Origin of the sequence: Snodgrassella sp. B3800 (assembly GCF_026535865.1) — a bacterium.
Classification (GTDB): domain Bacteria; phylum Pseudomonadota; class Gammaproteobacteria; order Burkholderiales; family Neisseriaceae; genus Snodgrassella; species Snodgrassella alvi_E.
Genome location: NZ_JAFNPH010000001.1, coordinates 686,103 through 710,854 on the forward strand (window position 1 = coordinate 686,103; position 24,752 = coordinate 710,854).

The 24,752-nt window shown below is 43.4% G+C and carries 26 protein-coding genes, 1 tRNA gene and 1 riboswitch; of the genes, 19 read left to right on the forward strand and 8 right to left on the reverse strand.

Annotated features, from left to right (window positions below; translation table 11 throughout):
* Nucleotides 1–113 precede the first annotated feature (113 nt).
* Together J3U64_RS03055 and J3U64_RS03060 are read right to left on the reverse strand one after the other, a co-directional pair.
* A complete protein-coding gene (locus J3U64_RS03055; protein ID WP_100139765.1) occupies nt 114–332 on the reverse strand; it encodes a hypothetical protein in 219 nt (72 codons plus the stop codon).
* The gene (locus J3U64_RS03060; protein ID WP_267408235.1) at nt 332–895 is read right to left on the reverse strand and encodes a C40 family peptidase; all 564 of its coding nucleotides are present in this window, start codon (nt 893–895) and stop codon (nt 332–334) included. The genes J3U64_RS03055 and J3U64_RS03060 overlap by 1 nt, the downstream gene beginning before the upstream one ends.
* Nucleotides 896–944: 49 nt before the next feature.
* On the opposite strand from J3U64_RS03060, the gene J3U64_RS03065 reads away from it, so the two are divergent.
* From J3U64_RS03065 to J3U64_RS03090, 6 genes are all read left to right on the forward strand, one after another.
* The gene (locus J3U64_RS03065; protein WP_267408236.1) at nt 945–2,609 is read left to right on the forward strand and encodes an ABC1 kinase family protein; all 1,665 of its coding nucleotides are present in this window, start codon (nt 945–947) and stop codon (nt 2,607–2,609) included.
* 115 nt (nt 2,610–2,724) lie between these two features.
* A riboswitch (PreQ1 riboswitch) is annotated at nt 2,725–2,770 on the forward strand.
* A gap of 86 nt (nt 2,771–2,856) precedes the next feature.
* Nucleotides 2,857–3,285, forward strand: a complete 429-nt coding sequence (gene queD / locus J3U64_RS03070) for a 6-carboxytetrahydropterin synthase QueD (protein WP_267408237.1) — start codon at nt 2,857–2,859, stop codon at nt 3,283–3,285.
* Nucleotides 3,282–3,896 carry a 7-carboxy-7-deazaguanine synthase QueE gene (locus J3U64_RS03075; RefSeq protein ID WP_267408238.1) on the forward strand — a complete coding sequence of 205 codons (615 nt, stop codon included), beginning with the start codon at nt 3,282–3,284 and terminating at the stop codon, nt 3,894–3,896. Before queD ends, J3U64_RS03075 begins: the two co-directional genes overlap by 4 nt.
* Before the next feature lie 210 nt (nt 3,897–4,106).
* Nucleotides 4,107–4,799: a Bax inhibitor-1 family protein gene (locus tag J3U64_RS03080; protein WP_267408239.1), complete on the forward strand. Its 693-nt coding sequence runs from the start codon at nt 4,107–4,109 to the stop codon at nt 4,797–4,799.
* A gap of 148 nt (nt 4,800–4,947) precedes the next feature.
* Complete coding sequence (locus tag J3U64_RS03085) at nt 4,948–6,054, forward strand: class I SAM-dependent methyltransferase (RefSeq protein ID WP_267408240.1); 1,107 nt, start codon at nt 4,948–4,950, stop codon at nt 6,052–6,054.
* Between the two features lie 334 nt (nt 6,055–6,388).
* Nucleotides 6,389–6,733, forward strand: a complete 345-nt coding sequence (locus tag J3U64_RS03090; RefSeq protein WP_100139759.1) for a DMT family protein — start codon at nt 6,389–6,391, stop codon at nt 6,731–6,733.
* 45 nt (nt 6,734–6,778) lie between these two features.
* On the opposite strand, the gene dcd is transcribed toward J3U64_RS03090, so the two are convergent.
* The 3 genes from dcd to J3U64_RS03105 all read right to left on the reverse strand — a co-directional run bounded on the left by dcd (nt 6,779) and on the right by J3U64_RS03105 (nt 10,517).
* Nucleotides 6,779–7,345 (reverse strand): dCTP deaminase, encoded by a 567-nt coding sequence (gene dcd / locus J3U64_RS03095; RefSeq protein ID WP_100139758.1) that lies wholly within the window; start codon nt 7,343–7,345, stop codon nt 6,779–6,781.
* Between the two features lie 89 nt (nt 7,346–7,434).
* Nucleotides 7,435–8,337 (reverse strand): recombination-associated protein RdgC, encoded by a 903-nt coding sequence (locus tag J3U64_RS03100; protein ID WP_267391284.1) that lies wholly within the window; start codon nt 8,335–8,337, stop codon nt 7,435–7,437.
* Between the two features lie 563 nt (nt 8,338–8,900).
* A complete protein-coding gene (locus J3U64_RS03105) occupies nt 8,901–10,517 on the reverse strand; it encodes a phosphoethanolamine transferase (protein ID WP_267408241.1) in 1,617 nt (538 codons plus the stop codon).
* A 143-nt stretch (nt 10,518–10,660) separates the two neighbouring features.
* On the opposite strand from J3U64_RS03105, the gene J3U64_RS03110 reads away from it, so the two are divergent.
* The 3 genes from J3U64_RS03110 to J3U64_RS03120 are packed head-to-tail and all read left to right on the forward strand — an operon-like array spanning nt 10,661 to nt 13,385.
* Nucleotides 10,661–11,359, forward strand: a complete 699-nt coding sequence (locus tag J3U64_RS03110) for a VIT1/CCC1 transporter family protein (RefSeq protein WP_267408242.1) — start codon at nt 10,661–10,663, stop codon at nt 11,357–11,359.
* Nucleotides 11,360–11,364: 5 nt separating this feature from the next.
* Nucleotides 11,365–12,027: a response regulator gene (locus J3U64_RS03115; RefSeq protein WP_267391293.1), complete on the forward strand. Its 663-nt coding sequence runs from the start codon at nt 11,365–11,367 to the stop codon at nt 12,025–12,027.
* Complete coding sequence (locus J3U64_RS03120) at nt 12,024–13,385, forward strand: ATP-binding protein (protein ID WP_267408243.1); 1,362 nt, start codon at nt 12,024–12,026, stop codon at nt 13,383–13,385. The genes J3U64_RS03115 and J3U64_RS03120 overlap by 4 nt, the downstream gene beginning before the upstream one ends.
* 1,175 nt (nt 13,386–14,560) lie before the next feature.
* On the opposite strand, the gene J3U64_RS03125 is transcribed toward J3U64_RS03120, so the two are convergent.
* Nucleotides 14,561–14,791, reverse strand: a complete 231-nt coding sequence (locus tag J3U64_RS03125) for a hypothetical protein (protein WP_267408244.1) — start codon at nt 14,789–14,791, stop codon at nt 14,561–14,563.
* Nucleotides 14,792–15,351: 560 nt separating this feature from the next.
* On the opposite strand from J3U64_RS03125, the gene J3U64_RS03130 reads away from it, so the two are divergent.
* Nucleotides 15,352–15,427: transfer RNA gene (locus J3U64_RS03130), tRNA-Glu, on the forward strand.
* Nucleotides 15,428–15,658: 231 nt separating this feature from the next.
* On the opposite strand, the gene J3U64_RS03135 is transcribed toward J3U64_RS03130, so the two are convergent.
* Nucleotides 15,659–17,704: an OPT family oligopeptide transporter gene (locus J3U64_RS03135; RefSeq protein ID WP_267408245.1), complete on the reverse strand. Its 2,046-nt coding sequence runs from the start codon at nt 17,702–17,704 to the stop codon at nt 15,659–15,661.
* 308 nt (nt 17,705–18,012) lie between these two features.
* Between J3U64_RS03135 and serB the strand changes: the two genes are divergently transcribed.
* The gene (gene serB, locus J3U64_RS03140) at nt 18,013–18,855 is read left to right on the forward strand and encodes a phosphoserine phosphatase SerB (RefSeq protein ID WP_267408246.1); all 843 of its coding nucleotides are present in this window, start codon (nt 18,013–18,015) and stop codon (nt 18,853–18,855) included.
* A gap of 101 nt (nt 18,856–18,956) precedes the next feature.
* Complete coding sequence (pip, locus tag J3U64_RS03145; protein ID WP_267408247.1) at nt 18,957–19,898, forward strand: prolyl aminopeptidase; 942 nt, start codon at nt 18,957–18,959, stop codon at nt 19,896–19,898.
* A gap of 85 nt (nt 19,899–19,983) precedes the next feature.
* On the opposite strand, the gene J3U64_RS03150 is transcribed toward pip, so the two are convergent.
* Nucleotides 19,984–20,523: an NAD(P)H-dependent oxidoreductase gene (locus tag J3U64_RS03150; RefSeq protein WP_267408248.1), complete on the reverse strand. Its 540-nt coding sequence runs from the start codon at nt 20,521–20,523 to the stop codon at nt 19,984–19,986.
* A 104-nt stretch (nt 20,524–20,627) separates the two neighbouring features.
* On the opposite strand from J3U64_RS03150, the gene J3U64_RS03155 reads away from it, so the two are divergent.
* The 7 genes from J3U64_RS03155 (at nt 20,628) to hscB (ending at nt 24,720) form a co-directional block, all read left to right on the forward strand.
* Nucleotides 20,628–20,990 carry a winged helix-turn-helix transcriptional regulator gene (locus J3U64_RS03155; protein ID WP_218966444.1) on the forward strand — a complete coding sequence of 121 codons (363 nt, stop codon included), beginning with the start codon at nt 20,628–20,630 and terminating at the stop codon, nt 20,988–20,990.
* Between the two features lie 197 nt (nt 20,991–21,187).
* The gene (locus J3U64_RS03160) at nt 21,188–21,658 is read left to right on the forward strand and encodes an Rrf2 family transcriptional regulator (protein WP_100139742.1); all 471 of its coding nucleotides are present in this window, start codon (nt 21,188–21,190) and stop codon (nt 21,656–21,658) included.
* Nucleotides 21,659–21,696: 38 nt separating this feature from the next.
* The gene (locus tag J3U64_RS03165) at nt 21,697–22,911 is read left to right on the forward strand and encodes an IscS subfamily cysteine desulfurase (protein WP_100139741.1); all 1,215 of its coding nucleotides are present in this window, start codon (nt 21,697–21,699) and stop codon (nt 22,909–22,911) included.
* 132 nt (nt 22,912–23,043) lie between these two features.
* The gene (gene iscU / locus J3U64_RS03170) at nt 23,044–23,427 is read left to right on the forward strand and encodes a Fe-S cluster assembly scaffold IscU (RefSeq protein WP_025330175.1); all 384 of its coding nucleotides are present in this window, start codon (nt 23,044–23,046) and stop codon (nt 23,425–23,427) included.
* Between the two features lie 7 nt (nt 23,428–23,434).
* Nucleotides 23,435–23,695 carry a TraR/DksA C4-type zinc finger protein gene (locus J3U64_RS03175; protein WP_267391371.1) on the forward strand — a complete coding sequence of 87 codons (261 nt, stop codon included), beginning with the start codon at nt 23,435–23,437 and terminating at the stop codon, nt 23,693–23,695.
* 43 nt (nt 23,696–23,738) lie between these two features.
* Complete coding sequence (gene iscA / locus J3U64_RS03180; RefSeq protein ID WP_100139739.1) at nt 23,739–24,059, forward strand: iron-sulfur cluster assembly protein IscA; 321 nt, start codon at nt 23,739–23,741, stop codon at nt 24,057–24,059.
* Between the two features lie 157 nt (nt 24,060–24,216).
* Complete coding sequence (gene hscB / locus J3U64_RS03185) at nt 24,217–24,720, forward strand: Fe-S protein assembly co-chaperone HscB (protein WP_267391372.1); 504 nt, start codon at nt 24,217–24,219, stop codon at nt 24,718–24,720.
* The last annotated feature ends 32 nt before the right edge of the window (nt 24,721–24,752 follow it).

Below are 24,752 nucleotides of genomic sequence, written 5' to 3' on the forward strand. Positions count from 1 at the left end.
TCGCCCATTACCATGTAATTACCGCACACTGAAGCTGCACAAAACACGCCGCTACAACGGAATAAATCGTAATCCTGTATTTAGCTGCCAGCAAAGTTCAGATACAGCTAAACTTATTTCTGATAGGGATTATCCAATGTAGCCATCAATTCAGCCAGATAAGCACGCAGCTGCTTTTCCTGACAACCCATCAGCAATCCATCTTCAAAGGCTTCCTGTGCCAGCTCATAGATTTCTTGCATATTCTGCTGCATCACTTTAATTTTTTCCGTGCAAGAGACCACATTACCGGCATCATCCACCCATCTGGGCATCGGAGGTAAAGGTTTCATCAATGTTTCACCCTGCGCGCCGTTACAAAAGCTTTAGACCAGTACCCCTGCTCAATACTGGTAATTTCGATATTCTTGCCCGTACGAGGCGCGTGAATCATTCTACCATTACCAATATACATACCCACGTGCGAAATCCCACCACCGCTAGGGCTGAAAAAAACCAGATCACCCGGTTGCAGTGCAGCACGACTTACCACTTCACCCACCGTAGCCATCTGGCGCGAGCTACGCGGCAGCGTCACGCCCATACTGCGGCGGAAAATATATTGCATAAATCCACTGCAATCCAGCCCACTGGTGGGTGAATTACCACCAAAGTGATAGGCCACCCCAAGCAACCCCATCGCATTCATAATCAGGTCACTGGCATCATCACCCGTACGTACGGCTGGTGCTGCTGTTCTGTCACGAATCAGACGCTCCAGTGCAGCATTATCCAGTCCCTCGTCAGGCGCCGCCATCACCGGCGGCACCAAAATGAAACCGGCGCATAGGCATACCGTTGCCGTTTTCATTAATTTTTTTATCCACTTCATGCCAACATTATTCCATCTGTTCATCAAACAATTCTGCTATCCTGTAAGCAGACTTTGTTCGGGACATAATCATATGTTTTCACCCAGCTCATCCCGCATTAGCGACTGGACTCGTATGCGTGAAATTCTTACCATTTTGGCCAAACACGGTCTGGGTGAATTTCTTGTTCGTATCAAACTGCCGATACGCCGGTACAAACATACCGACCCATCGGCTCAGCAGGGCTATCTCAGTACACCGCGGCGCGTGCGCCTTGCCTTTGAAGAGCTGGGGCCCACATTCATCAAACTCGGACAAATACTCGCCACCCGTACAGATGTTTTCGGAGAAGAATGGACGGAGGAATTTGCTCAACTCCAAAACAATACCCATCCTCTTCCCATCATAGAAATCAAAAACATCATTCAGGCTCAGCTCAACCAGCCACTGGAAAGCATCTTCAGCCACATAGCAGCTCAGCCCATCGGCAGCGCATCCATCGCACAGGTTCACCGAGCCACACTCAGCAGCAGCGAGCAGGTCGCCATCAAAGTGAAACGACCGGGAATAGAATCCACCGTAGCCGCCGATCTGCGTATTCTTAACCACATAGCTCAGCTACTGGAATCAGAAATACCTGAATCCAGACGCTACTATCCGGTACAAATGGTGCAATACTTTGCCCGCTCACTTGAAAAAGAAACAGATCTCACTGCTGAACGTCGCAATATGCAACATTTTGCCCGTCTTTACAACCACCAACAGCAAATCCATATACCGCAAACTTATGCGGCGTATTCTAACCGTCAAATACTGGTACAAGAATATATTGACGATACTTTACTTAAAAATCTTGCTCTCAGCAGCTGGAGCAAAGAACAGCGACGCAAGCTTGCTGCCGCACTGGTTGATATTCTACTCGACATGATATTACAGCACGGCCTGTTTCATGCAGACCCCCACCCCGGTAACATCTTAGTGCGAAACGATGGCCGTATCACCCTAATAGACTTTGGCCTTATAGGCCGCCTAAGCCAGCAGCGCCATCAGGAAATCATCTCCCTTATTCAAGCTCTGCTGGAACGCGACCAGTTTGCTTTACAATATATTCTCTCCAACTGGGCACAGGGCGAACCACTTAACGAAAATCAGCTCGGCAGCGACGTATTCGAAATGCTGCTCAACTATGAACAGCTCAGCAGCGGCGATATCAGCATTAGCCAGATTATCAATGATATCACCTACATCATCCGCGAACACGGCCTCACATTGCCGGCCGACCTGGTAATTTTATTCAAATGCTTAATTACGCTTGATGGCGTCATCAAACAGATAGACGGTGATTTCGAACTTCTTAGCCATGCCCAGAACTCCATTCACAACGTATTACGCCAGCGTTTCAACACCCGCACATTCTGGCGTCACAGCAAAATGCAGCTGCACCTACTCTCACAACTCATAAACAGCCTGCCTCAAAACCTGTTGCAACTAAATAAGCGCATTCAGCATGGCCAACTTCCCGTCAGCATCAATATTCAGCATATCGACAAATTCAACAACCAGCTAGACAAAGTAGCCAACCGGCTAACCATGGGGATCGTTACCGCGGCACTGATTATCGGTTCTTCCATCGTAATGAACATCAACGCCGGTCCAAAAATCTTCGGCTTGTCTTTTTTCGGCCTGATTGGCTATCTGCTCGCATTCAGTAACAGCCTGTGGGTCATCTGGTCTATATGGCGCTCAGGCCGGCACTGACACCCATCTCACCCCAAAGTTACCCTTGTTAAACCCCACCCGTTTCCATTAAAATATATATTCATATAGAAGCAAAGCATCATCAATCTGCATATAGTGTTATTAACAACAGAATAACCACGTGGTTCGCAATCCATCCCACGCAAAAAAACTAGGAGCCTCAATTCACATGTCTCAGCTGAATCCAGCCATATTTTCTGCTCATTACGGTTTTAGTCTTTCAAACAGCCGCTGAAGCAGAAGCAATATGTACAAAATCGCCAAAGAATTCCAATTCGATGCCTGTCATATGCTAGATGGACATAAAGGCAAATGTCACAATCTCCATGGCCACACATACCGGCTGATAGTCGAAATCAGTGACCAGCTCCGGCCACACGGCTCCAGCAAAGAAATGGTAATGGACTTTGCCGACATTAAAACCATTATCAACCAAAGCATCATCAGCCAGCTAGATCACGCCTACCTGTATGATGCCAGCAATAGCAACGAATGCAAAATAGCCGCCCTGCTACAACAGATGCAGCGCAAAGTATTCGCCTTTCCCTGCCGCACCACTGCCGAAGGCATGAGCCGCTTCATCTTCAATCAGCTCTGCGACAAACTACCCGTATCCAAAATCACCCTGTGGGAAACGCCCACATCCTATTGCGAGTATCAGCAAAGCCAGACATGACTCAATTCAACATTGTCGAAATTTTCGAATCACTACAAGGCGAAGGCTACAACACTGGCATGCCCGCCATTTTCATCCGTCTGGCCGCCTGCAATCTCAGATGCCCATGGTGCGATACCGACTACATGCATTATCAAAGCATGTCTCTACAACAAATCCTCAACACCGTCCAACAGTATCAGAGCAAAAACATTATCATCACCGGCGGTGAACCCACTATCAACAAAAAACTACCCCTGCTCTTACAGCAGCTCAAACAATTAGGCTATTACCTTGCCATAGAAAGCAACGGACTGGGAAAGATAGACCCTCAAATAGACTACATCTCACTAAGTCCCAAATTTCACTACCGCCAGCACTATCCGTCTCCAGCTCAGAATCAGGCTGATGAAGTACGCATCGTCGTAGAAGACCATCCCGAATTTTTAGCATTCTGTCTAAAAATCGAACAACACATACAGGCCAGACATTACTTCCTCTCACCCTGCGAACAAAACGGTCGCTTCAACATGCTTACCACTTTGCGAGCATTAGGTCAGCTCAACCAACATCGTCACGACAATAAATGGCTGCTCAGCTTGCAGACACATAAACTGGCCGATATAGCTTAAATCTTCAACGTATTTTTTATCAAATATCCCAAAAACCATTGAAATTCAGCAAATCAACACAATATCATAAGCAAGATAATTTACTTCAAAATTAAAAAATTCAACTTTACTACTTACAATGCAACCACATTGTGCATATATGCCAACAATTGTTACAATATAATCAACCTGAGAAATTATTTACCCACAAAATCACGGAGAATTACACACATGCAACCACGCAACAGCTATGATTTCACTCAGCTTGGACAAGCTAGTGAAAACCCACAAACCGTAGTGCTGCGCAAAGCCTATGCTCTACTTGGCCTCTCATTCCTGCCTTGCGCAGCTGGTGCTTACGCTGGAACATATGTCAATTTCTATGCATTGTTTAGCAATTCTTGGCTATCTGTCGTCGCCTTTTTCATCTTTGCCTACGGCCTCATGTTTGCCATAGAAAAAAACCGTTACAACAACTTGGGTATTGGTTTACTGATGGTATTCACCTTCGGCTTCGGATTTTTCCTTAGCCCTATCTTACAATTTGCTCTAGCCTCTAGTATCGGCGGACAAATTGTTGGCATGGCTGCCCTGATGACCGCAGGGGTATTTTTCACTATGGCCGCCATCGCACACCGTTCTAAATCAAGCATGAATGGCATTGCCCAGTTTCTGACTGTAGGTGCAGTTGTCCTTATCATCGGCATGATTGTCAATATGTTTATGAACATACCTGCACTTGGATTAACCATAGCAGCTGGTTTTGTTATCTTCAGCTCACTAGTTATCATGTGGCAAATCCGTGCCGTCATTGCCGGCGGTGAAGATAGCCCCACCAGTGCAGCCCTAACCCTGTTTATTTCCATTTACAACATTTTTACCAGCCTAATCCAAATTTTGTTGGCCGTAATGGACAATCGCTGATATCCCCTACATATCATGAAAAAACTGCCTGAATCCCATATCGATTCAGGCAGTTTTGTTTTACCCAGCAAAGCAAAGTTTAAAGCTCTCAGAACACACCATTTAACCTAGCATTTTCTTATAATAGACTTTTAAGCACAGAATCAACATGAACCAAACCATACATTGGACAGAACACGGTCAGAGCATGCAAGCCATGTGGGGCGGTGACAGCCGCCATCCGGCACCCACCCAAATTCAGACAATCAGCCAAATCAGTGCAGAACAAGCTTTGCAACAGATGCGCCAGAATATCGCACTGCTTTGGCGGGGTGATTACCACCAAGGCAAACAGTTACTGGCAGCAATCAAAAAACGCGTACATAGCAAAGCACGCACGCACAACGATTTTCACAAACACCGTCTGCAACAGGCACAACACAGCCGCCTGTTTCAGCAGCTACTTATAGAAATTCAACCAGACGGACAAATATCCAATAATCGTGCACCCAACGTTGCAGGCGCGATCACCGATGTATATGGCAGCCCCAACCACACCAACTTGCTTCTCCCCCTTCATTTGCTTCTCGGCTACATTGGCGCACATGAATGGCATAAAACAGGTGTCCGCATACCCGCACTCAACGGGCAGAAAATCCATGTTCCCTATGGCGTATTTTCACCTGTACGTGGCGAATATCTGCAACTAGTAGCCGAAGCCCAACTGCCCGAACCCTGCCACAGCGCATGGGATATTGGAACTGGCAGTGGCGTACTGGCTGCCATACTGGCACAGCGCGGTATAGCTCATATAACTGCCACCGATAACAACCCACGCGCCATAGCATGCGCACAAGCCAACATTCAACGCCTCGGATTAGCTGGACAGATTCACATCCAAAACACCAGCCTATTTCCAGATGGCCGCGCCGACCTCATTATTTGCAACCCGCCATGGCTACCTGCCAAAGCAAGCAGCGATATTGAAACTGCCCTTTACGACCCGGCACACCAAATGCTGCAATCCTTTCTCAGTCAGGCACTCAACCACTTGAATTCGAATGGACAGGTATGGCTGATCATGTCCGATATTGCTGAACATCTGGGTTTACGACCTACAGAAGCATTACCGCAGTGGATACAATCAGCCGGCTTAAAAGTGATACACAAAACCGATATTCAACCAACACATCCAAAAGCTCACCAACACCATCTCCCACTGGCCAATGCACGCAACCGCGAAATTACTTCCCTATGGCAGTTATCAGCACAATAACACTGTAACTAAAACGAGAAACAAATTTAACTCAATAGCATAAATTTTAGTGTTTTTAATTTCTCGATTTTAATCTATTTTTATAAACCGCTTTATTTATACCAATCTCTTAGCAAAAACCCAGTTGCACATTAAATCAGAATAAAACCTATTCCGATAACTCAGCAATTGGGTAGCTGCTACTTTTTTACTCAACAACAAAAAAGTTACTAATCCATTATTCCAATCGAGATTACTCTGAGTGAAATTGCTATTCTTTTCTGCAAATCAGCTAAATTCATATTATATTACAGTTAATGTCTTAAATCGTTTTGGATGATCCACCTACACTACTATGCATTATTTAATCGTTATCGGTCTGCTGACTGCTTCCAATCTAGTGATGACAACAGCATGGTACTGGCACATTAAGCCAAGCAATAACATTTTTCCGCTGTGGCAAATTATTCTTATCAGCTGGGGTATTGCCCTGTTTGAATATTGTCTAGCAGTGCCCGCGAATCATCTTGGCGCACAATGGGGTATTAAACCTTTTCAGCTAAAGATTATCCAAGAGGTTGTTACACTAGTAGTATTTACACTGTTTGCAATACTGTATCTAAAAGATGAATTCCGCCTAAATTACCTGATCAGCTTTGCATTCATTCTCGGCGCAGTTTATTTTGCTTTTAAACGATAATCCAATAAAAAAGGACGCATCTGCGTCCTTTTTTAAATTCGCCTATCAGGCCTTCGGCAAAGTCACACCGGTTTGTCCCATATATTTGCCGGCACGGTCTTTATAAGAAGTAGCGCACTCTTCGTCACTTTCAAAAAACAACACTTGCGCTACACCTTCGTTGGCATAAATTTTAGCTGGCAGCGGCGTGGTGTTGGAAAACTCCAGAGTGACATAGCCTTCCCACTCCGGCTCAAACGGCGTAACGTTGACGATGATGCCACAACGCGCATAAGTGGATTTACCCAGACACACAGTGAGCACATTGCGCGGAATACGGAAGTATTCCACTGTACGAGCCAGAGCAAATGAATTGGGCGGAATAATGCAGAAATCATCCTCAACGGTAACAAAATTGCGCGTATCAAAATTTTTCGGGTCAACAATGGTGCTGTTAATGTTGGTAAAAATCTTGAATTCACGGGCGCAGCGGATATCGTAGCCATAGCTTGAAGTGCCATAGGATATGATTTTTTCACCGTTTACCTGTTTAATCTGGTTCGGTTCAAATGGTTCAATCATGCCATGCTCTTCGCTCATGCGGCAGATCCACTTGTCTGATTTAATACTCATGACGATACCCTTGATAAATTTAGCGCATTATACCGAAGCCTATGCTGCTGTTGCAGGCCTATTGCGGCAATTTACGCCTGCATATACATTTAATCGGCCATCCAGCCACCAAGATGATGCACCAGCTCAGCCAGCAGATCGCCCAAAGCTTCAGCCATCAGAATCTGTGAAGCAAAAGTTATGCTCTGTATATCATCACCCTGACCGGCTGCTTCTTCTTGAATCACGTCCAGAAACTGGATGCGCTTCAGAGTAAAATCCTGTGTGAGCACAAAGCGCACTCTATCCTGCCAGCTTAGCCCCAGCTGAGTAACGACTTTACCGTTTTTCACCAGATTAACCACTTCTTCGGCAGTCAAATCCTGATGGCTGATGCGCACCACCGGTGCAGCATCACCCAGACCTTTCAGTTCACAATCACTGTCGAGCTCAAAATGGCCGGCTGCAGCACCATTCAGCAGCCACTCTGTCATCAGGCTGCCCGGCGATTGCTGGGTTCGCGGTAGCCTAGCTTCCAAACCGCCCAATGCATCACGCAATTTGGTAAGCAGCATTTCTGCGCGATTGGTGTTGGCCTGATTAATCAGCAGCAGACCACGCTGCGTATCAATTAACGCTTCTGTTTTGCTGCTTTTGGTAAAGGCACGCGGCAGTAAATCATCTGTGATGGTTTCTTTTAGTTCCATCTTTTCCTTGCGGCCAACATTACGCCCTTCTGCTTCCCGGATTTCGCTGATTTTTTCTTCCAAAATATCGCGTACCACTGCAGCCGGTAATACTTTTTCTTCTTTTTTTAATGCTATACGCAAAGTGTTTTGTGCCGGAAACACCATTTCCGGGCTAAATGATACTGGGCTGGCAAATCCGATGCTATCCCAGTCCAGCCCCATACATGGCTTGAATTCAGCTTGAGCGAGTTTGTCGGCCAAAGTTTCCAGAGCCGGTAAATTCTCTTTATTAAGCGGATAAATAGTTAATTGCTTAAACCACATGCGTTATGTCTTTCACATTCAACTGAGAAAGAGGAGATTATACGGCAGCTTGCACCACAGCGTCCTGAAGCTGGACGCTGATAAGGTAATTAATTTTTAAGGTGTGAACCAGAGCAAAGCGATGCAAATATCAGTCAACATTGTTCGAATATTATTTTGTAGCGCTTCAATTATTAATTTACATTTTTCATGTTTAATTAAAGTTTTGTGTAGATGAAACACTTACCCCCCAAATCTCTTAAATATTTAGATTTCAGACCTTAATGGCGAAACAATCGCCCACTACTATACCTTTTTACATTTTATATTTATTGAGCAAATAAAAACCATCCTGCAACATCTGGCACAAGCCCAGCAGGATGAAGCGTGGATACTGGCCGAGCAGGTACCGGAAAGAAAACTGGAAAAATATGATGCGTACTAGCCGGATAATCTCCTATTAATGAGCTATGCCAGTCAGGCATTTGATACCACTGCAACGCACCAATGGCTACAGTAATTTATCCCCACCCAGCCCGAAACCGACCAAACCTAAACATTTATTACCAACTCAACTGAATCATTTACTCTTTCGACCGGCACTCTGCAAATAAATCAAGCTGTGCCTGATATTCATTAGTGTGCACATCCATCAATCCAAGCATTGAGTGAAAAATATTATCGTGTGAATAGGCCTGCTGCTGAGCATGCCGGCGCAGACAGCCCATGTCCAAATGGCTGACACGGGCAAAATCCTGATTAGCCCAAAACACCATCGGCACGTGGGTCTGTTCTGCCGGCGCGATTGCGTATGGTGTGGCATGCAGATACATTCCATTTTCGCCCAAAGATTCACCGTGGTCAGAAAAATACCACATGGCACTGGCCAGTCCCTTTTCCTGCTGCAACAGCTTAATCAATTCAGCCAGCACATGATCCGTATACAACACCGTATTATCATAAGTATTGCGCAATTCCTCATTACTGCACTGCTGAATCTGATTGGTATCACAGGTAGGCGTAAACCGCCGAAACGCATCTGTATAACGCTGATAATAAGCTGGTCCGTGGCTACCCATGGTATGCAGTACGAGCACGGCATCATCCGGTAAATCAGTAATCGCAGTCCGTAAATTAAGCAACAGACTCTCATCCAAACACCCATCACCGTTGCATTTCAAATTCGGTGCCCAATCTCGTACATCCACATGGCGAATGCGCTCGCACACCCCTTTACAACCGCCATCATTATCACGCCACAGCACATCCACACCCGCACGTTGCAAAACATCCAATAAACCTTCCTGATGTTTAGCCAAATTGGCTTTATAGTGCTGACGTGGCATATTGGAAAACAGGCATGGTAAAGATATCGCCGTTGCCGTACCACAAGAAGTGACTTGCGGAAAATTAATTACTTGCTCTCCCATCGCCGCCAGCTCCGGCGTAGTCTGGCGCTGATAACCATTCAGGCCCCAGCTTTGTGCACGCGTGGTTTCTCCCATCACCACCACAAGCAACCGCTTCGGCCCCTGTTGCTGATGACGGGCATCCAGCCCAATTTTCTGTAACGGCTGGTGCGCATCATAAGCGTTATAAGCGGTTTTCAATGCCGCACCCACAATATTTGTTGGCACAATCAGATGATTCACAGCCTTATTATTACGAAAAAAAGAAATATAGCTACCATATGCCAGAAAAATAATCGCTGCCACCATAGCCAGAGAACCACCCATCACCAACAAACGCCCACCTAGCTCACGAAACCAAGGACGAGCATAGCCAATCTTTATCCCCCAGCAATACCACTGTGCCGGTAACAAACCCGTTATCCCCAGCCACATCCAAAATTGTGGCGTCAACCAAGCTCCAGCCTCACCAACATTAGTCTGAATAATATTTTGCAGCATATTCGCATCAAAATAAATATTCTGCATCATTACCGCATAGCTTACTGCCGAACCTAGTAGCAGCAACAAAGGCACCATCACCCGATGCAAATAAGGCCAAAACAGCAATTGCATACATAAATTCATCGCCGCCAGCAGAAAAAAGGGTATAGTTAACCATAATATGATGTTGTGATTAAAACTAACATGCTGCACCAGATATTTCCAGAAGCCGAAATTCAAAACTACAGAAATATAAACACTCAGCAATAACACCGTTCGATTACTGCTCAAAACCCATTTAGACTGCATTTGCTAGCCCCTGTTAACCAAACAGTGGCAAGTGTAAAAAAACAGCCTTAAGTGAAGCTTAAGGTAAACCGTACCCACACCCCATAGCGATGTGATACGGTATAGAACAAAAAGCATTAACCTGTACATATCAGGAGCCACAAATGAATCAATCCTGGCATGAAGAAAAACATTTTTCCAACCGTAATAACTGGCTGCGAGCCAGCGTACTCGGTGCCAATGATGGCCTCATTTCTACAGCCAGCCTGTTGATGGGTCTGGCCGCTGCTGAACCAAACCACCAAACCCTGCTCATTACCGGTATTGCTGCCCTTGTATCCGGTGCTGTCTCCATGGCCGCCGGGGAATATGTTTCCGTATCCAGCCAGCGCGATACTGAAGCTGCCGATTTACGCAAAGAACTCGACTCTCTCACTCGCTATCCCGAAATTGAGCTGGCAGAACTTACTGATATATACAGGCAGCGCGGCTTAAATCAGACACTGGCACAGCAAGTAGCAGAAGCATTAACCAAACACAACGCCCTCGAAGCCCACGCCCGCGAAGAAATCGGCATCACCGAAGTTAGTAAAGCCAACCCTTTGCAAGCAGCGATGGCTTCTGCCTTTTCTTTTGCTTGCGGCGCCCTACTACCCGTATTACTATCACTACTAAGCTCAACCGTTTGGCTAATGAGCACACTGGCTGTCACCACCGTAATCGGTCTCGGCGTCCTCGGTTGCATCTCAGCCCATCTAGGTGGGGCACCCAAACGACCGGCAGTCATCCGCATCATCATCCTCGGTGCTCTGGCACTCGCTTTTACCAGCATGATCGGTCGAATAATCGGCATAACAATATAAAAAGCATGCGCATACTGATACTCGAAGACGACAGCGATATTGCAGATGGCCTGCATGCAGGCTTACACCAGCATGGCATGGCCTGTGATATCTTTGCTTCCGGACGTCTGGGTGAACAAGCGCTGAGCGCTGCTCCATACGACGCCGTTATACTCGATTTAAGTCTAGCCGAAACAGACGGTATGGACGTACTCAGACACTGGCGCGAACAGGAAATCAATACTCCCGTACTCATTCTTACTGCACGGGATGCCTTGCCAGACCGGCTAGCTGGTCTCAATGCCGGAGCAGATGATTACCTATGCAAACCCTTTGCCTTAGATGAGGTCATTGCCCGCCTTCACGCCTTGATAAGGCGCAGTCAGGGCATCAGCCAGACCCAAATCAGCTTTGGCCAGCTTATCCTTAGTCTCAACAGCTGTAGCGCCAGCTTATATGGCCAGCCACTAAATCTCACCCAGCGCGAATGGTTGCTGCTGCAACTACTCGTTACTCACCCCCAGCGCGTATTTACGCGGGCTCAGATCGAAGACAAACTTTATAGCTGGGAGCAAGAAGTTGAGAGCAACGCCGTAGAAGTCCACGTACATCATTTACGCAAAAAAATCGGTGCCAGCATCATCCGCACCCGCCGCGGTCTTGGCTATCAGCTCGGAGAGGCACCATGAAGCCCACCACCGCCATCAGCCGGCGATTACTTATCTATCTTGGTGCCACCCTGCCCATTTTGTGGCTAGTCACTGCCTTTATTAGCGCAGCAGCCGTCATGCATGAAATAGACGAAGCCGGCGATACTCAAATGAGCCAGCTCGCACAGCGGCTGATGCATACTCCCATCAACCTTGATACCAGTCATTACCCAACCCTGCCGGAAATACCACAAAAACAACGTGGACTCATCGACAGCAAAGAATCCGGCTATGCCATCTGGTACAAAGGACAGCTTATCAACGCAGACCAAACCGGCCACAGCATCCCATATCGCAACAACTATCAAGGCTTCATCAATCAGGGGGAATGGTGGCAAAGTCACGCATGGCGCCTCTTTTACCTGAATAACCCTCAGCAGCAACTTCAAGTAGCCGTATCCTTCAGCATGCATGAACGCCTGCAAACCGTCTTACGCGCCGTATGGTCACAATTAGCCGTGTCTATTCTTGCCATCCCCTTGCTGCTATGGCTCATTGTATGGGGCGTCCGTCGAGGCACCAGACCTCTGCAAAAATTAACCCAGACCCTATACCAGCGAGATCCGCATAGCGTCACGCCCATTACCAGCGACGTTCCCAGCGAAATACAACCCATGATTAACGCGCTGAACGACTTACTCCAGCGTATTGAACAAACCCGAGCCCGTGAGCTGCGTTTTACTGCTGATGCCGCACATGAACTGCGCAGCCCGCTGGCTGCCCTCAAAGTACAAACAGAAGTATTGGCATTAACCAGCCTCAGCGATGCCCAACAGCAGCGCGTACGCACCATCGAACACAGCATCGACCGCACCACTCATCTCGTCGACCAGCTCCTCACCCTTTCCCGCCTCGACCCACTTACCTCCCCGACTTATACCACCGCAGTAAACTGGACAGAAATCACCAACGAAGCCATTGAAAACGTCAGTCTTCAAGCACGTGAACGCCACTGTCGCATCCGGCGCCAGTATCAGGCCGAAACAGCAGACATACTCCCTCTGACCGGCGACCCGACCCTGCTGACCATACTTATCCGCAACCTACTGGATAACGCCATCCGCTACAGCCCCGAACACAGCACCATCAACCTCACTCTAGCAGCCGACAGTATCACCATCACCAACCCTTGCAACGCCATCGCCCCCGAAAACATGCAACGCCTGCGCGAACGGTTTTTCCGGCCGGCCGGACAGGATAGCAGCGGCAGCGGACTGGGGTTATCGATTGTAGAGGGGGTAGCGCAATTGCATGGGCTAAAAATTCAACTGGATACTAAAAAACCAACCTATAATGAACTAATCTTTTTTCAAGCAAGGATAAATTTCCCAATTTAAGAAAGTATTTCTATGAAAATATTATTAATAAGAAATTATCCATCCATATATCAATATATCAATTTCAGAATTTTTAATAAGCTTATTAATTTAATTCATTTTAACTTGGCAACAACAACTTTATTAAAATAACTTTTTTAAAATTATTTGAATTTTAATACAATTATATATATTAAAAACAATGTTCATAAATATAAATTAAATATTAATATTTATAATTTATCAATATTAATAAACTTGATAGATTATTGGTTTCAATGCTATTTAAAGTCACACTATTTTCTTTTTCCACAAGGACAAGGTTGATAAAGTCCAATAACTTATTCATATTTGAAAATTTCAGGACTTAAATGAAAAATTTAATTTGAAATTCCATTCATTTGTTCTGAATCTCTACCAGATAATTTAAGTAACCCAAATTTATTTTTAAAATTTTCATTGTTTAGAATTTCAAATTTTTTTATTAAGTAATTCTCTATAATTTTGCACACAAGACAAATTTGTTAAAGGTTTTCTAATATTATTAATTTGATATCCTTCATATTTTATATTTATATTTGGTAAAAATAATTTTTTTGAAGCATATTTTCTTGGTGTAACATCTATCTCGACTATTAACTTTTATATATTCAGAAACATTATCTATACACTCATGTACAAGAGCATCATCGGCAGGAAAACATTAACTAATAAAGGCTTTTGATTATTTATTTCATTACAAAAATCTAACAAAACTTTATTTAACACAGGTTTAATAGGAAAGTATATTTTGGTTATATTTTTTATATAATAAACCTAATTCTTATGCTTATATATTTAATGATAAAGGTTTATCTAATATAACATAATGATTTTTTTAAATCAGCTATAATTTGATATATTCAGAAAAAATGAAATAAAACACTTATTGCTTAGAGCAACGCGTTTGGCCAGCATATACACTATTTCATGCAGAACAAGTGCTTCTTCACAGCAACAATAGAGCAGATATTTAACCACCTTGAAGCTGATTTAGGCATTTTTCTGTTCAGCGCTTAATTAATTGTTGCAGATAATAGACATAGCCGCGGCATTTTGCAGCAAAGAAGCAGTACCATCATTAAAATCAGAGTTAATGGAATTTATATTCCCACCTTAGACTATCCAAAACATAAAGCTTTGCAGATAAACAAATCTTACGATTCCTGCTTTACCCGATAGATCGGCTGATTTTCCTCTATTTCAATTTTTTTCAGCTTGTCACAACTGGGCGTACCGGCAAAATCTTTAAAAGGCGACTCCTGCTCATTTTTGCAATTTTCTTTAAGCCTTATTTTATCAAACTGCGAAGGTTTATAAGCAAAAACATTGCTTAAAGAGCAAGATAACAATATAGCCAGAACAATAGAGGCAAAACCGTTTTTCATTAACATTAATCCTTTGTCACCAGATAATATTTAACCTGTTAATTGAATTTGTGTTTTGCTGTGATTCAAATAACAGACAAAAATCATCACCTTTACTTATTAATTTGTTTAATTCCTTTATATAACGGTATAAATGAAACCTGAATCCATTACCATAATACAATATTACCATCAATAATTAAGTAATTTCCATTACTAACAGATAAATTGAAAATAAATTAATTTTCTTGTTTCAAAGTAAAATTTTTTTTTTGCCCTTTTGAATTATTTAATTTATAAAAATAATTTAATACCGGTAAATTAAGTCTGTTTTGATTAGATTTAGAAATAAAGAATATTTTTATTCGAATTAATTTTGACAGTGCTTATAAAATACTATTTTTATTCATATCCAATTTTGAATAAAACCACAGATGAATTTATAGTAAATTGAATAAAGTTCAGTACATTTCTATTTGATAAATATACTGGTATGTTGATATTTTAGCAAAAATCCACTCACCCACACAATTTGACACATCTATGCACACTTAGGGATAATTCGCACGCCTATTATGCACGCGCCTATCGTCTAGTGGCCGAGGACACTGCCCTTTCACGGCGGCAACCGGGGTTCGAATCCCTGTAGGCGTGCCAAATTGCGAAGCTAATTTAATTGCTTAGATTATGAATCTGATTATTCAATTTTTTTAAGTATTGGTCAAAATTTTATCAGTCCAATTCTATTTATTTTTAATTACTGCATTCCTTAACTATTTTCTCTATGTTGTTGACTAGGATTATATCTTGGTCAGAGGCAGTCTAATTAAGCTACCGTAACAAAAAACAGCGTTTTAACACGCTGTTTTTTTATTACTTCTCTTATTTCTATTTTCTAATAATGCGTCTTATCAAGAAAATGATAGCGCAAGCAAAGAATATTAGTCCCAAGAGCTCACTCATTTTATCCCAGTTATGCAAATTCAGAGCCAGCGGCGCTTCTCCTTCACCTAACGCAATGGAAACCACAATTACCATGGCCATGACCACGCCAACAATACTTTCACCAACAATCAAGCCAGCTGCCAGTAAAGTTCCACGGCGGTCAGTGCCTTTTAGCTCACGCTGCTGTGTTTTAGGGTCGCTGTATCGATTTCTAATGTGACGCATACAGAAGTATGAAAGTACGGTGCCAATAAAAATGGGCATATTTACAGAAGCAGGCAGGTAAATGCCCATACCTACTGCCAATGGAGGCACACTCCAGCCCGGGCGCAGTTTTTTGACTACTAAATCCAGAAGGATAAGAAATATACCTAGGAAGACACCTATTTTAATATAGGTCCATTCCAGATTATGGGAGAAAATACCTTTGGCTATAGTAGTCATCAGCGTAGCCTGCGGCGCAGACAATGCCTGTGCTGCATCCATATTTGCTCTTGGCAACGCGCCAGTAAAGCCATAAGCGTTATATAGCAATTCCAGTACTGGCGAAATAACAATGGCACCAACAATACAGCCGATAATCAGGGCAACCTGTTGACGCCATGGAGTGGCGTGCACGAGATGGCCGGTTTTTAAATCCTGCAAATTGTCATTTGAAATAGTAGAAATAGCCATGACTACAGATGCTGTAAACAACGCCAGTGCGGTCATAAACTGGTTGCCACCTGCCATAGCAAAGATGCCACTTGACTGGCCAATTACCATGAATACTAAAGATATAATAACAATTGAAACGATTCCGATACTGGATATTGGGCTTGAAGAAGAACCAATCAGGCCGGCCATGTAGCCACTGGCCGCAGCCACAAGAAAACCAATAATAAATGCCATAATTGTGGCACAAGCTACCAGCGCACAGGCAAGTCCAACGGATATATGCACAGAGGAAATAAAACTATAAAAGGTGGCTGCCAGAATAATCAATGTAGCAAGCACAATAAGTAGCATGGTTTTAGGAGATAAATCCTGATTCACCCGTTCCTGTGTCTGTGCGCTATCTGAGCTGGAACTAAAAGCCTGAAAAGATAGCTTCATGCCCTCAAGCATTGGTTTGAACAGGGTGATTAAAGTCCAGATTGCTGCCACGGCTATTGCCCCAGCGCCAATATAACGAACTTTGGTAACCCACAAATTGATGGCAAAATCAATCATGCTTGCATGTTCAGGCATGGGTGTGGTGCTGGTAAAATACGGTACTGCTATGCCCCATGAGAAAAACATACCCAATAAGACGGCTATACCACCCGTAATTCCTACCAGCCAGCCGGCACCCAGTAGAGCAAGTGAGAATCCCATGGGTACCTGAAAAACTGCTCCCCCTACTTTAAACCAAGCGCTAGCGCTTTCGCTAATTATGCGCAATCCACTGACCAAAAAGCTGAATATACCTGAGAGTATACCGCCGGTAACAATTTGTTTTACTCCACTTTGTGGTTCCTGAGCATCAGCATCGTTCTGCGGCTGATTGTGATCTCCGGCTTTGAGTATTTCGGCAGCAGCCAAGCCTTCTGGATAAGGTAAATCACTTTTAACAACCAGTACATGGCGCAGGGGTACGGTAAAAATAACACCCAAAATACCACCAGCCACACATATTAAAGTGGTCTGCCAGAAGGGAAAGCCTTGCCAGTAGCCAATCATCAGCAGGCCGGGTAAGACGAAAATTATTGAAGACAATGTTCCGGCGGCTGAAGCCTGTGTTTGTACCATGTTGTTTTCAAGAATATTTGAACCTTGAAAGCATTTGAGTACAGCCATGGATATCACGGCTGCTGGTATGGATGATGCAAATGTCAGGCCGACTTTTAGCCCCAGATATACATTAGATGCTGTAAAGATAACAGTGATGAGTGCACCTAAGATCATGCCGCGAATGGTTAATTCCCGGTATTGATCGACCGCCGATGAGGTGGTTGAGGGGTGTTGCATGTAATAACTCCATAAAGATGCGGACTGGAATAATAGCAATAATTCTGAAATTTCTGGATATTAATTTATTCTTTTACCGCCGCTATTTTGGACAAAAAGCTGCATTGTACAAACTGGTCTGTGTTTTTTCATTAGATTTTAAGAATCTAATGTAAATAATATTTATTTTATTTTTTATTAGGTTAATTGGGTTTAAATCAGCTGGTGATATTTCATTATTTATTGAAATCGTTTCTTTTCCAGCCGTTTGTTGTCAAGCCTGATACTGATGTCTATACTGGGCATTTTTATCAAGCTGTGTATTTGTCATGAGTTTCGTTCTGGTTTTACAGCATGCTGATTTGCTTTCCTGTGATTTGTCTGCATTAGATGCAATTATGCCTATTTCACCTGAGTACAGTTTCAATAAATCAGTATTACGCTTACCGGTGCGGAAAGAATTCAAGCTTGAAGAGGCAGTACAAGCTAAGCTACTGGCGCAGCATATAGATTTTGCTATTCTACCGGATGAGCGTTTTGCTGACTTGGGTCTGATTGTCAGCGATATGGATTCAACCCTGATCACGATTGAATGTGTGGATGAAATTGCGGCCGGCGTGGGTCTGCAGGCAGAAGTAACAGCCATTACTGAACGCTCAATGCGGGGAGAAATTGACTTTGAGCAATCATTACGTGCTCGGGTAGCATTGTTAAAAGGGTTACCGGTTACTGAACTTAACCGAGTATATGACGAAGTTTTGAAATTATCACCGGGAGCCGAATGGCTGCTACAGCAATGTCGAGAATATGGGGTAAAGTTTATGCTGGTTTCAGGTGGCTTTACTTACTTTACTGATCGTCTCAAACAGCAATACGGGCTTGATTACACATATGCCAACCAATTAGTAGTGCAAAACGATAAGTTAACTGGCGAGCTAACCGGCCGTATTATCGATGCACAGGCTAAAGCAGATTTACTGGCAGAATATTCAGCAATGCTAGGATTGGCTAAGTCTCAGATTGTGGCTATGGGTGACGGTGCCAATGATATTCCGATGTTACAGGCTGCTGGTTTTGGTGTAGCTTATCATGCCAAACCCAAAACTCAGGCTGCCACGACCATTAGTGTCCGTTTTGGTGGTTTGGATGCGGTGCGCAAATGGTTCCGCTAATATTTAGTTTTGTCTTACAGACTTATATTAAAAACTCATTGCAATTAATTTAGAATTAAGAATAATCACATAGTTACATAGATATTTTTAGGAATACACTTATGTACCCGATAGCTGAGCCATATCAGTCTGGCCTGTTGCAAGTTTCTGCAATTCATCAGATTTACTGGGAAGCAAGCGGTAATCCGGCCGGTAAGCCGGTAATTTTTTTGCATGGCGGACCGGGTGCAGGAGCTTCACCAGCTTGCCGAGGTTTTTTTAATCCAGAAAAATACCGCATCATTATTATAGACCAGCGTGGCTGCGGCCGCTCCCTACCTTATGCTTGTATTGATGACAATACCACTTGGGATCTGGTAGAAGATATAGAAAAAGTACGCCGAATGCTACAGATAGAGAGATGGCAAGTCTTTGGCGGTTCTTGGGGCAGTTCGTTGGCATTAGCCTATGCAAAAACTTATCCGCATCGAGTGTCTGAGCTAGTACTTCGAGGAATATTTTTATGCCGTCCACATGAAATGGATTGGATCAATCAGCAGGGTGCCAATCGTTTTTTTCCTGAAGCATGGAAAAATTACCTTGCTCCGATTGCTGAAAATAAACAACACAATCTGATTGATGCCTATCATGAGTTGCTTTGCCATCCATATACCGACGAAGCCTCCCAGCTTAATGCAGCTCGAGCATGGGCACAGTGGGAAAGCAATATTGTTCATTTGGAACCAGATCAAGCCGGTGTGGATGAATATGACGATTCTTATAAAGCATTAGCAATCGCTCGCATTGAAAATCATTATTTTGTTCATCGCTGCTGGCTGGCGAGTGAATTTGCTTTACTAGAAAATATTCAAGTGTTGGCTGATATTCCGATGGTGATTGTTCAGGGGCGCTATGATATGTGCACACCATTTGAAAGTGCTTGGGAGTTAAAACAGGCTTTGCCTCATGCCAAGCTGGTGGTCACCATAGCGGGTCATTCTGGATTTGAACCAGCCAATCAAGCGGCATTGGTGGCTGCTACAGACGCTTTTGCTAATCTATAGTTAACCTATACAAGATTAAGCTTTAATTAAACAGGCCTGAATCGAATCAGGCCTTTTATGTTGATCAAAATTACCTTTATCTTTCTTAGCAAAATTTCTGAATCAGACTGTATAAACTGCCACTGTGTTGTTCAGCTTTTGCTGCTATGGCATTTTTTGCTATACCCGATACTGGAGAAATACCATATAAGGCAGTATACCCAAGGTAATTCATTTGCGTATATTGCGCAGATTGTTTTACTGATTGTAAAAAATCATCGATGAGAAAATGATTTTCTTTTTGAAAATTAATCTCTGGTTGGCCAACTGTCATAGAGACGAGTAATTTTTTATCTTTCAATTTGTTTCCTAGTGAACCATAGGCAAATTGATAAGTGAACACTTGATCAAACCAAATTTTTAATATAGCGGGCATATTAAACCAATACATTGGGTATTGAAGAATAATAAGCTTATGACGAAGCAAAGCTTGTTGCTCGGCATCAACATCAATCTGATAATCAGGATATAAGTTGTAAATATTTCTAATCTCTATATCCGGTAGTCTTACAGCTAAGGATTCGGAGATTGTTTTGTTTGCAATGGAGTTTTTAAAATCTGGGTGCGCCAGTATCATTAGGGTCATGATTTTTCCTCAATAAACTATAAAAATTTTATGTACTCAAATAATTTTAGTAGAATTTAGAAAAAATACTATAACTATCAAATATGAGAGTTAGGAAAAAAATCATGCATACAGATGATTCCTGTGCGATTACCCATCGTGGTAAACGCTATCATTGCAATATTAGTTTAGCTATGAATCTAATTGGCGGTAAATGGAAAGGTGTGATTCTTTATTATTTACGTAATCAACCAAAAAGATTCAGTGAACTCAGAAAAAATATGCCAGATATTACTGAAATGACGCTAAGCCTTCAGCTTAAACAGCTAGAGAAGGATGAGTTAATTACTCGAACGGTGAAAGGTGATAAACCTCCCGTACAAGTGAGCTATGCACTTACCAACAAAGGTCATTTACTTAGCCCGATTTTAATGTCTCTATGTAACTGGGCCGAAGTGATTAATGATGAAAATCAAAAAATGCTTTAGGTTTAAGCAGATAAATAATTTTCAATTATGATTTCTGGCCGGTTTATACGATCTGAATGGGTTGGTTTCAATTTGATTCTTTTATTTTGGCTGGTTTCGGCTCTAGCATAATTACTTGATTTAGCCATGAATAAAGTTGACTAAAATTGTCGGGTATTAGATAATTCAACCATTGTCAATCTATTTCGGGTTTTGTCATGCGTTTAACCACCAAGGGGCGTTTTGCTGTTATTGCCATGCTGGATTTAGCCATGCATGCGCAATCTGGTGCGGTAAACCTGACTGCGATTAGTGAGCGCCAGCGTATTTCCTTATCTTATCTGGAACAGCTTTTTGGCAAATTACGCCGTGCAGGGCTAGTAGAAAGTATCCGCGGACCGGGTGGCGGCTATGTTTTAAGTCATGCAGCCGACCATATCAATATTGCCGATATCATTGCAGCTGCAGAAGACACGATGGATGCAACATTGTGCGGCGGACATGCAGACTGTCAGGATGGTACGCCTTGTCTGACTCACGATTTATGGGTCAACCTAAATAAAACCATAGACGATTATCTGCGCGGAATTACTTTGCAATGTATCCTGAATCAACAATCTTACCGAAATATCAGTAATGAACAAAAAAGCAGCCTTGAGCAGCCGATTACCTTGATTAATCTGCACTAAAACAAGCGCTGTGATAGATATTTAAAGAGAACACGACAATGACCGTAAAACTTCCTATTTATCTGGACTATTCAGCCACCACGCCAGTAGACCCGCGTGTAGCAGAGAAAATGATTCCCTATCTGACTGAATTCTTCGGCAACCCCGCTTCAAACAGCCACAGTTTCGGCTGGCAGGCAGAAGAAGCAGTAGAAAATGCCCGGAATGAAATTGCTGCATTAATTGGTGCTGATTCTAAAGAAATTATTTTTACGTCTGGTGCCACTGAATCGGATAATCTGGCGCTGAAAGGAGCCGCTCAGTTCAATGCCAGTAAAGGCAAACATCTGATTACGGTCAGAACTGAACATAAAGCTGTACTGGATACGATGCGTGAGCTGGAACGTGAGGGTTTTGAAGTCACTTATCTCGGCGTAAAAGAAAATGGTCTAATTGATTTGGATGAACTGAAAGCAGCAATCCGTCCAGATACTACTGTTGTAAGTGTAATGTGGGTGAATAATGAAATCGGCGTAATTCAGGATATTGCCGCTATCGGAGCAATCTGCAATGAAAAAGGGGTAATTTTTCATGTTGACGCCGCGCAGGCTACCGGCAAAGTACATATTGATGTAAAGGCCAATCAAATTGGCTTACTCAGTATGTCGGCTCACAAAACCTATGGTCCTAAAGGTATTGGTGCTTTATATGTACGGCGCAAACCGCGTGTACGTCTGAATGCACAGATGCATGGTGGTGGTCATGAGCGTGGTTTCCGCTCTGGCACGCTGGCTACTCATCAGATTGTTGGTATGGGTGAAGCATTCCGTCTGGCACGTTTGGAAATGGATAAAGATAATGCGCATGCTAAAGCTCTGCGTGACCGTTTTCTTAATGCCATCAAAGATGTTGAGGAAGTGTATATTAATGGCGACCTTGAACATCGCGTTTACCAGAATCTGAATATCAGCTTTAACTTTGTGGAAGGTGAAAGCCTGATTATGGCGGTGAAGGATATTGCGGTATCCAGCGGTTCTGCTTGTACTTCAGCAAGTCTGGAACCGAGCTACGTGCTGCGCGCTCTTGGCCGTAATGATGAATTGGCGCATAGTTCGCTGCGTATTACTTTTGGGCGCTTTACTACTGAAGAAGAAGTGGATTACGCTGCCGAACTGATAAAATCCAAAATCGGTAAATTACGCGAGTTGTCACCGTTGTGGGAAATGCATCAAGAAGGTATTGATTTAAGTAGTGTGGAGTGGGCAGCTCATTAATCTGCGTGCAATAGTAACCTTCGGTTTCTGCTTTAGTAACGTTTAAGGCAGCATTCCCTCTAAACCGAGGGCTATTTGATGTGCAGAATAGGATTTTGCCTCTCAGCATAATAATTGTTAAAGGAACATATCATGGCCTACAGCGATAAAGTCATTGATCATTATGAAAATCCACGCAATGTTGGTTCGTTTGAAAAGGGCGACCAGAGCGTGGGCACTGGCATGGTGGGTGCACCGGCCTGTGGCGATGTAATGAAGTTGCAAATCAAGGTAAGCGATAACGGTATCATCGAAGACGCTAAATTCAAAACTTATGGTTGTGGCTCGGCTATCGCCTCTTCCAGCCTAATTACAGAATGGGTAAAGGGCAAAAGTTTGGATGAGGCGCTGGCCATTAAAAACAGTGCCATCGCAGAAGAACTGGCATTGCCGCCAGTGAAAATCCACTGCTCAATTTTGGCCGAAGATGCCATCAAGGCTGCTGTAGCAGATTATCGAAAAAAACATAACGAGTGATATGACAATGTTAAGCAGTACCGCAAACAATGATGAATCCACTACAGAAAAAAATGATAATCAGCAGGTTAATGCAGTACGCCTAAACAATATCAGAATGTGTTCCAATCAGTTTTGTCTTGAATGTAACGAACCCATTTCACCCGAACGCCAGTTTCAATATCCTGGCACGCGTTTTTGTAGTAATTGTGAGGAAAAAATCGCCGTTAAACGCTCTTTTCTCTCTTCCTATAAACGCCGTTTTAACCGTAACCGTAATCAAACCTGAATGACTAACGCTCATTCAGGCCTCAGTTCTGACAGGAGAGAATATGATTTCTCTGACTGAAAAAGCCGCCCAGCACATCAGTAATTATTTGACCAAACGTGGTAAAGGCGAAGGTATTCGCCTAGGAGTCAAGAATAGCGGTTGTTCAGGCATGGCCTATACACTGGAATTTGTCGACCAAATCCAGCCGGAAGATTTAATTTTTGAGCAACATGGTGTCAAAGTCTTTGTTGACCCCAAAAGCCATGTCTATCTGGATGGTACCGAGCTTGATTTTGTTAAAGAAGGTTTGCAGGAAGGATTTAAGTTTGCCAATCCCAATGCAAAAGATGAGTGTGGTTGTGGCGAAAGTTTTCACGTATAAGCACGAAATATTGCTACCAATAGCGATCACCTACTACCTTGTATCGCATCACAACGAGACATTGACTGCAGAAAAAGCAGATTAACAATCCCAAATTTGCCTTATTACTTTGATGTGACTTCTGCTTCTATCCTGTTATCACCACAAGGTGAAATACATGAACCAATACTTTGCTTTGTTTCAGCTACCCGAACAATTTAACATTGATATTAAACAGCTCGAACAGAATTATCATTTACTGGCTGCACAATGTCATCCTGACAAATTTGCAGCCAGCAGCAGCTTTGAGCAGAAGCAGGCCATGATGATGGCAGCCACGGTAAATGAAGCTTATCGTATTCTATGCAATCCCTTGGATCGTGCGGCCTATCTGTTACAACAGAAGGGCATAGATGCAGATGCACCGGAACACACTCATTTTCCAGCCGAATTTCTGATACAGCAAATGCAGTGGCGCGAAACATTGGAAGATGCACGAGCTGAGGCGGATACAGCTACTCTACATGAATTGGCAACAACCATTCAGCAGGAACAAAACCATTTATATCAAAAACTTGATACCGCTTTTGCGCAGAATCAGGCGGATAAGGCAGCTGAATTGGTGCGTCAGGGGCGTTTTTTATACAAATTAAATGCCGAAATACAGGCTGCATTGCTCTGACACCGTTAACTTCAGCGTCAGAAATATGATTT

What these genes read in the sequence shown, in the direction of transcription:
- J3U64_RS03075 (WP_267408238.1), top strand. Translation starts at nt 3,282, where the DNA reads ATGACTCAATTCAACATTGTCGAAATTTTCGAATCACTACAAGGCGAA.
- J3U64_RS03100 (WP_267391284.1), bottom strand. Translation starts at nt 8,337, where the DNA reads ATGTGGTTTAAGCAATTAACTATTTATCCGCTTAATAAAGAGAATTTA.
- J3U64_RS03115 (WP_267391293.1), top strand. Translation starts at nt 11,365, where the DNA reads ATGCGCATACTGATACTCGAAGACGACAGCGATATTGCAGATGGCCTG.
- J3U64_RS03125 (WP_267408244.1), bottom strand. Translation starts at nt 14,791, where the DNA reads ATGAAAAACGGTTTTGCCTCTATTGTTCTGGCTATATTGTTATCTTGC.
- J3U64_RS03080 (WP_267408239.1), top strand. Translation starts at nt 4,107, where the DNA reads ATGCAACCACGCAACAGCTATGATTTCACTCAGCTTGGACAAGCTAGT.
- J3U64_RS03155 (WP_218966444.1), top strand. Translation starts at nt 20,628, where the DNA reads ATGCATACAGATGATTCCTGTGCGATTACCCATCGTGGTAAACGCTAT.
- J3U64_RS03105 (WP_267408241.1), bottom strand. Translation starts at nt 10,517, where the DNA reads ATGCAGTCTAAATGGGTTTTGAGCAGTAATCGAACGGTGTTATTGCTG.
- J3U64_RS03150 (WP_267408248.1), bottom strand. Translation starts at nt 20,523, where the DNA reads ATGACCCTAATGATACTGGCGCACCCAGATTTTAAAAACTCCATTGCA.
- J3U64_RS03135 (WP_267408245.1), bottom strand. Translation starts at nt 17,704, where the DNA reads ATGCAACACCCCTCAACCACCTCATCGGCGGTCGATCAATACCGGGAA.
- dcd (WP_100139758.1), bottom strand. Translation starts at nt 7,345, where the DNA reads ATGAGTATTAAATCAGACAAGTGGATCTGCCGCATGAGCGAAGAGCAT.
- iscU (WP_025330175.1), top strand. Translation starts at nt 23,044, where the DNA reads ATGGCCTACAGCGATAAAGTCATTGATCATTATGAAAATCCACGCAAT.
- J3U64_RS03085 (WP_267408240.1), top strand. Translation starts at nt 4,948, where the DNA reads ATGAACCAAACCATACATTGGACAGAACACGGTCAGAGCATGCAAGCC.
- J3U64_RS03120 (WP_267408243.1), top strand. Translation starts at nt 12,024, where the DNA reads ATGAAGCCCACCACCGCCATCAGCCGGCGATTACTTATCTATCTTGGT.
- J3U64_RS03055 (WP_100139765.1), bottom strand. Translation starts at nt 332, where the DNA reads ATGAAACCTTTACCTCCGATGCCCAGATGGGTGGATGATGCCGGTAAT.
- J3U64_RS03090 (WP_100139759.1), top strand. Translation starts at nt 6,389, where the DNA reads ATGCATTATTTAATCGTTATCGGTCTGCTGACTGCTTCCAATCTAGTG.
- hscB (WP_267391372.1), top strand. Translation starts at nt 24,217, where the DNA reads ATGAACCAATACTTTGCTTTGTTTCAGCTACCCGAACAATTTAACATT.
- queD (WP_267408237.1), top strand. Translation starts at nt 2,857, where the DNA reads ATGTACAAAATCGCCAAAGAATTCCAATTCGATGCCTGTCATATGCTA.
- J3U64_RS03175 (WP_267391371.1), top strand. Translation starts at nt 23,435, where the DNA reads ATGTTAAGCAGTACCGCAAACAATGATGAATCCACTACAGAAAAAAAT.
- J3U64_RS03065 (WP_267408236.1), top strand. Translation starts at nt 945, where the DNA reads ATGTTTTCACCCAGCTCATCCCGCATTAGCGACTGGACTCGTATGCGT.
- serB (WP_267408246.1), top strand. Translation starts at nt 18,013, where the DNA reads ATGAGTTTCGTTCTGGTTTTACAGCATGCTGATTTGCTTTCCTGTGAT.
- iscA (WP_100139739.1), top strand. Translation starts at nt 23,739, where the DNA reads ATGATTTCTCTGACTGAAAAAGCCGCCCAGCACATCAGTAATTATTTG.
- J3U64_RS03160 (WP_100139742.1), top strand. Translation starts at nt 21,188, where the DNA reads ATGCGTTTAACCACCAAGGGGCGTTTTGCTGTTATTGCCATGCTGGAT.
- pip (WP_267408247.1), top strand. Translation starts at nt 18,957, where the DNA reads ATGTACCCGATAGCTGAGCCATATCAGTCTGGCCTGTTGCAAGTTTCT.
- J3U64_RS03165 (WP_100139741.1), top strand. Translation starts at nt 21,697, where the DNA reads ATGACCGTAAAACTTCCTATTTATCTGGACTATTCAGCCACCACGCCA.
- J3U64_RS03110 (WP_267408242.1), top strand. Translation starts at nt 10,661, where the DNA reads ATGAATCAATCCTGGCATGAAGAAAAACATTTTTCCAACCGTAATAAC.
- J3U64_RS03060 (WP_267408235.1), bottom strand. Translation starts at nt 895, where the DNA reads ATGAACAGATGGAATAATGTTGGCATGAAGTGGATAAAAAAATTAATG.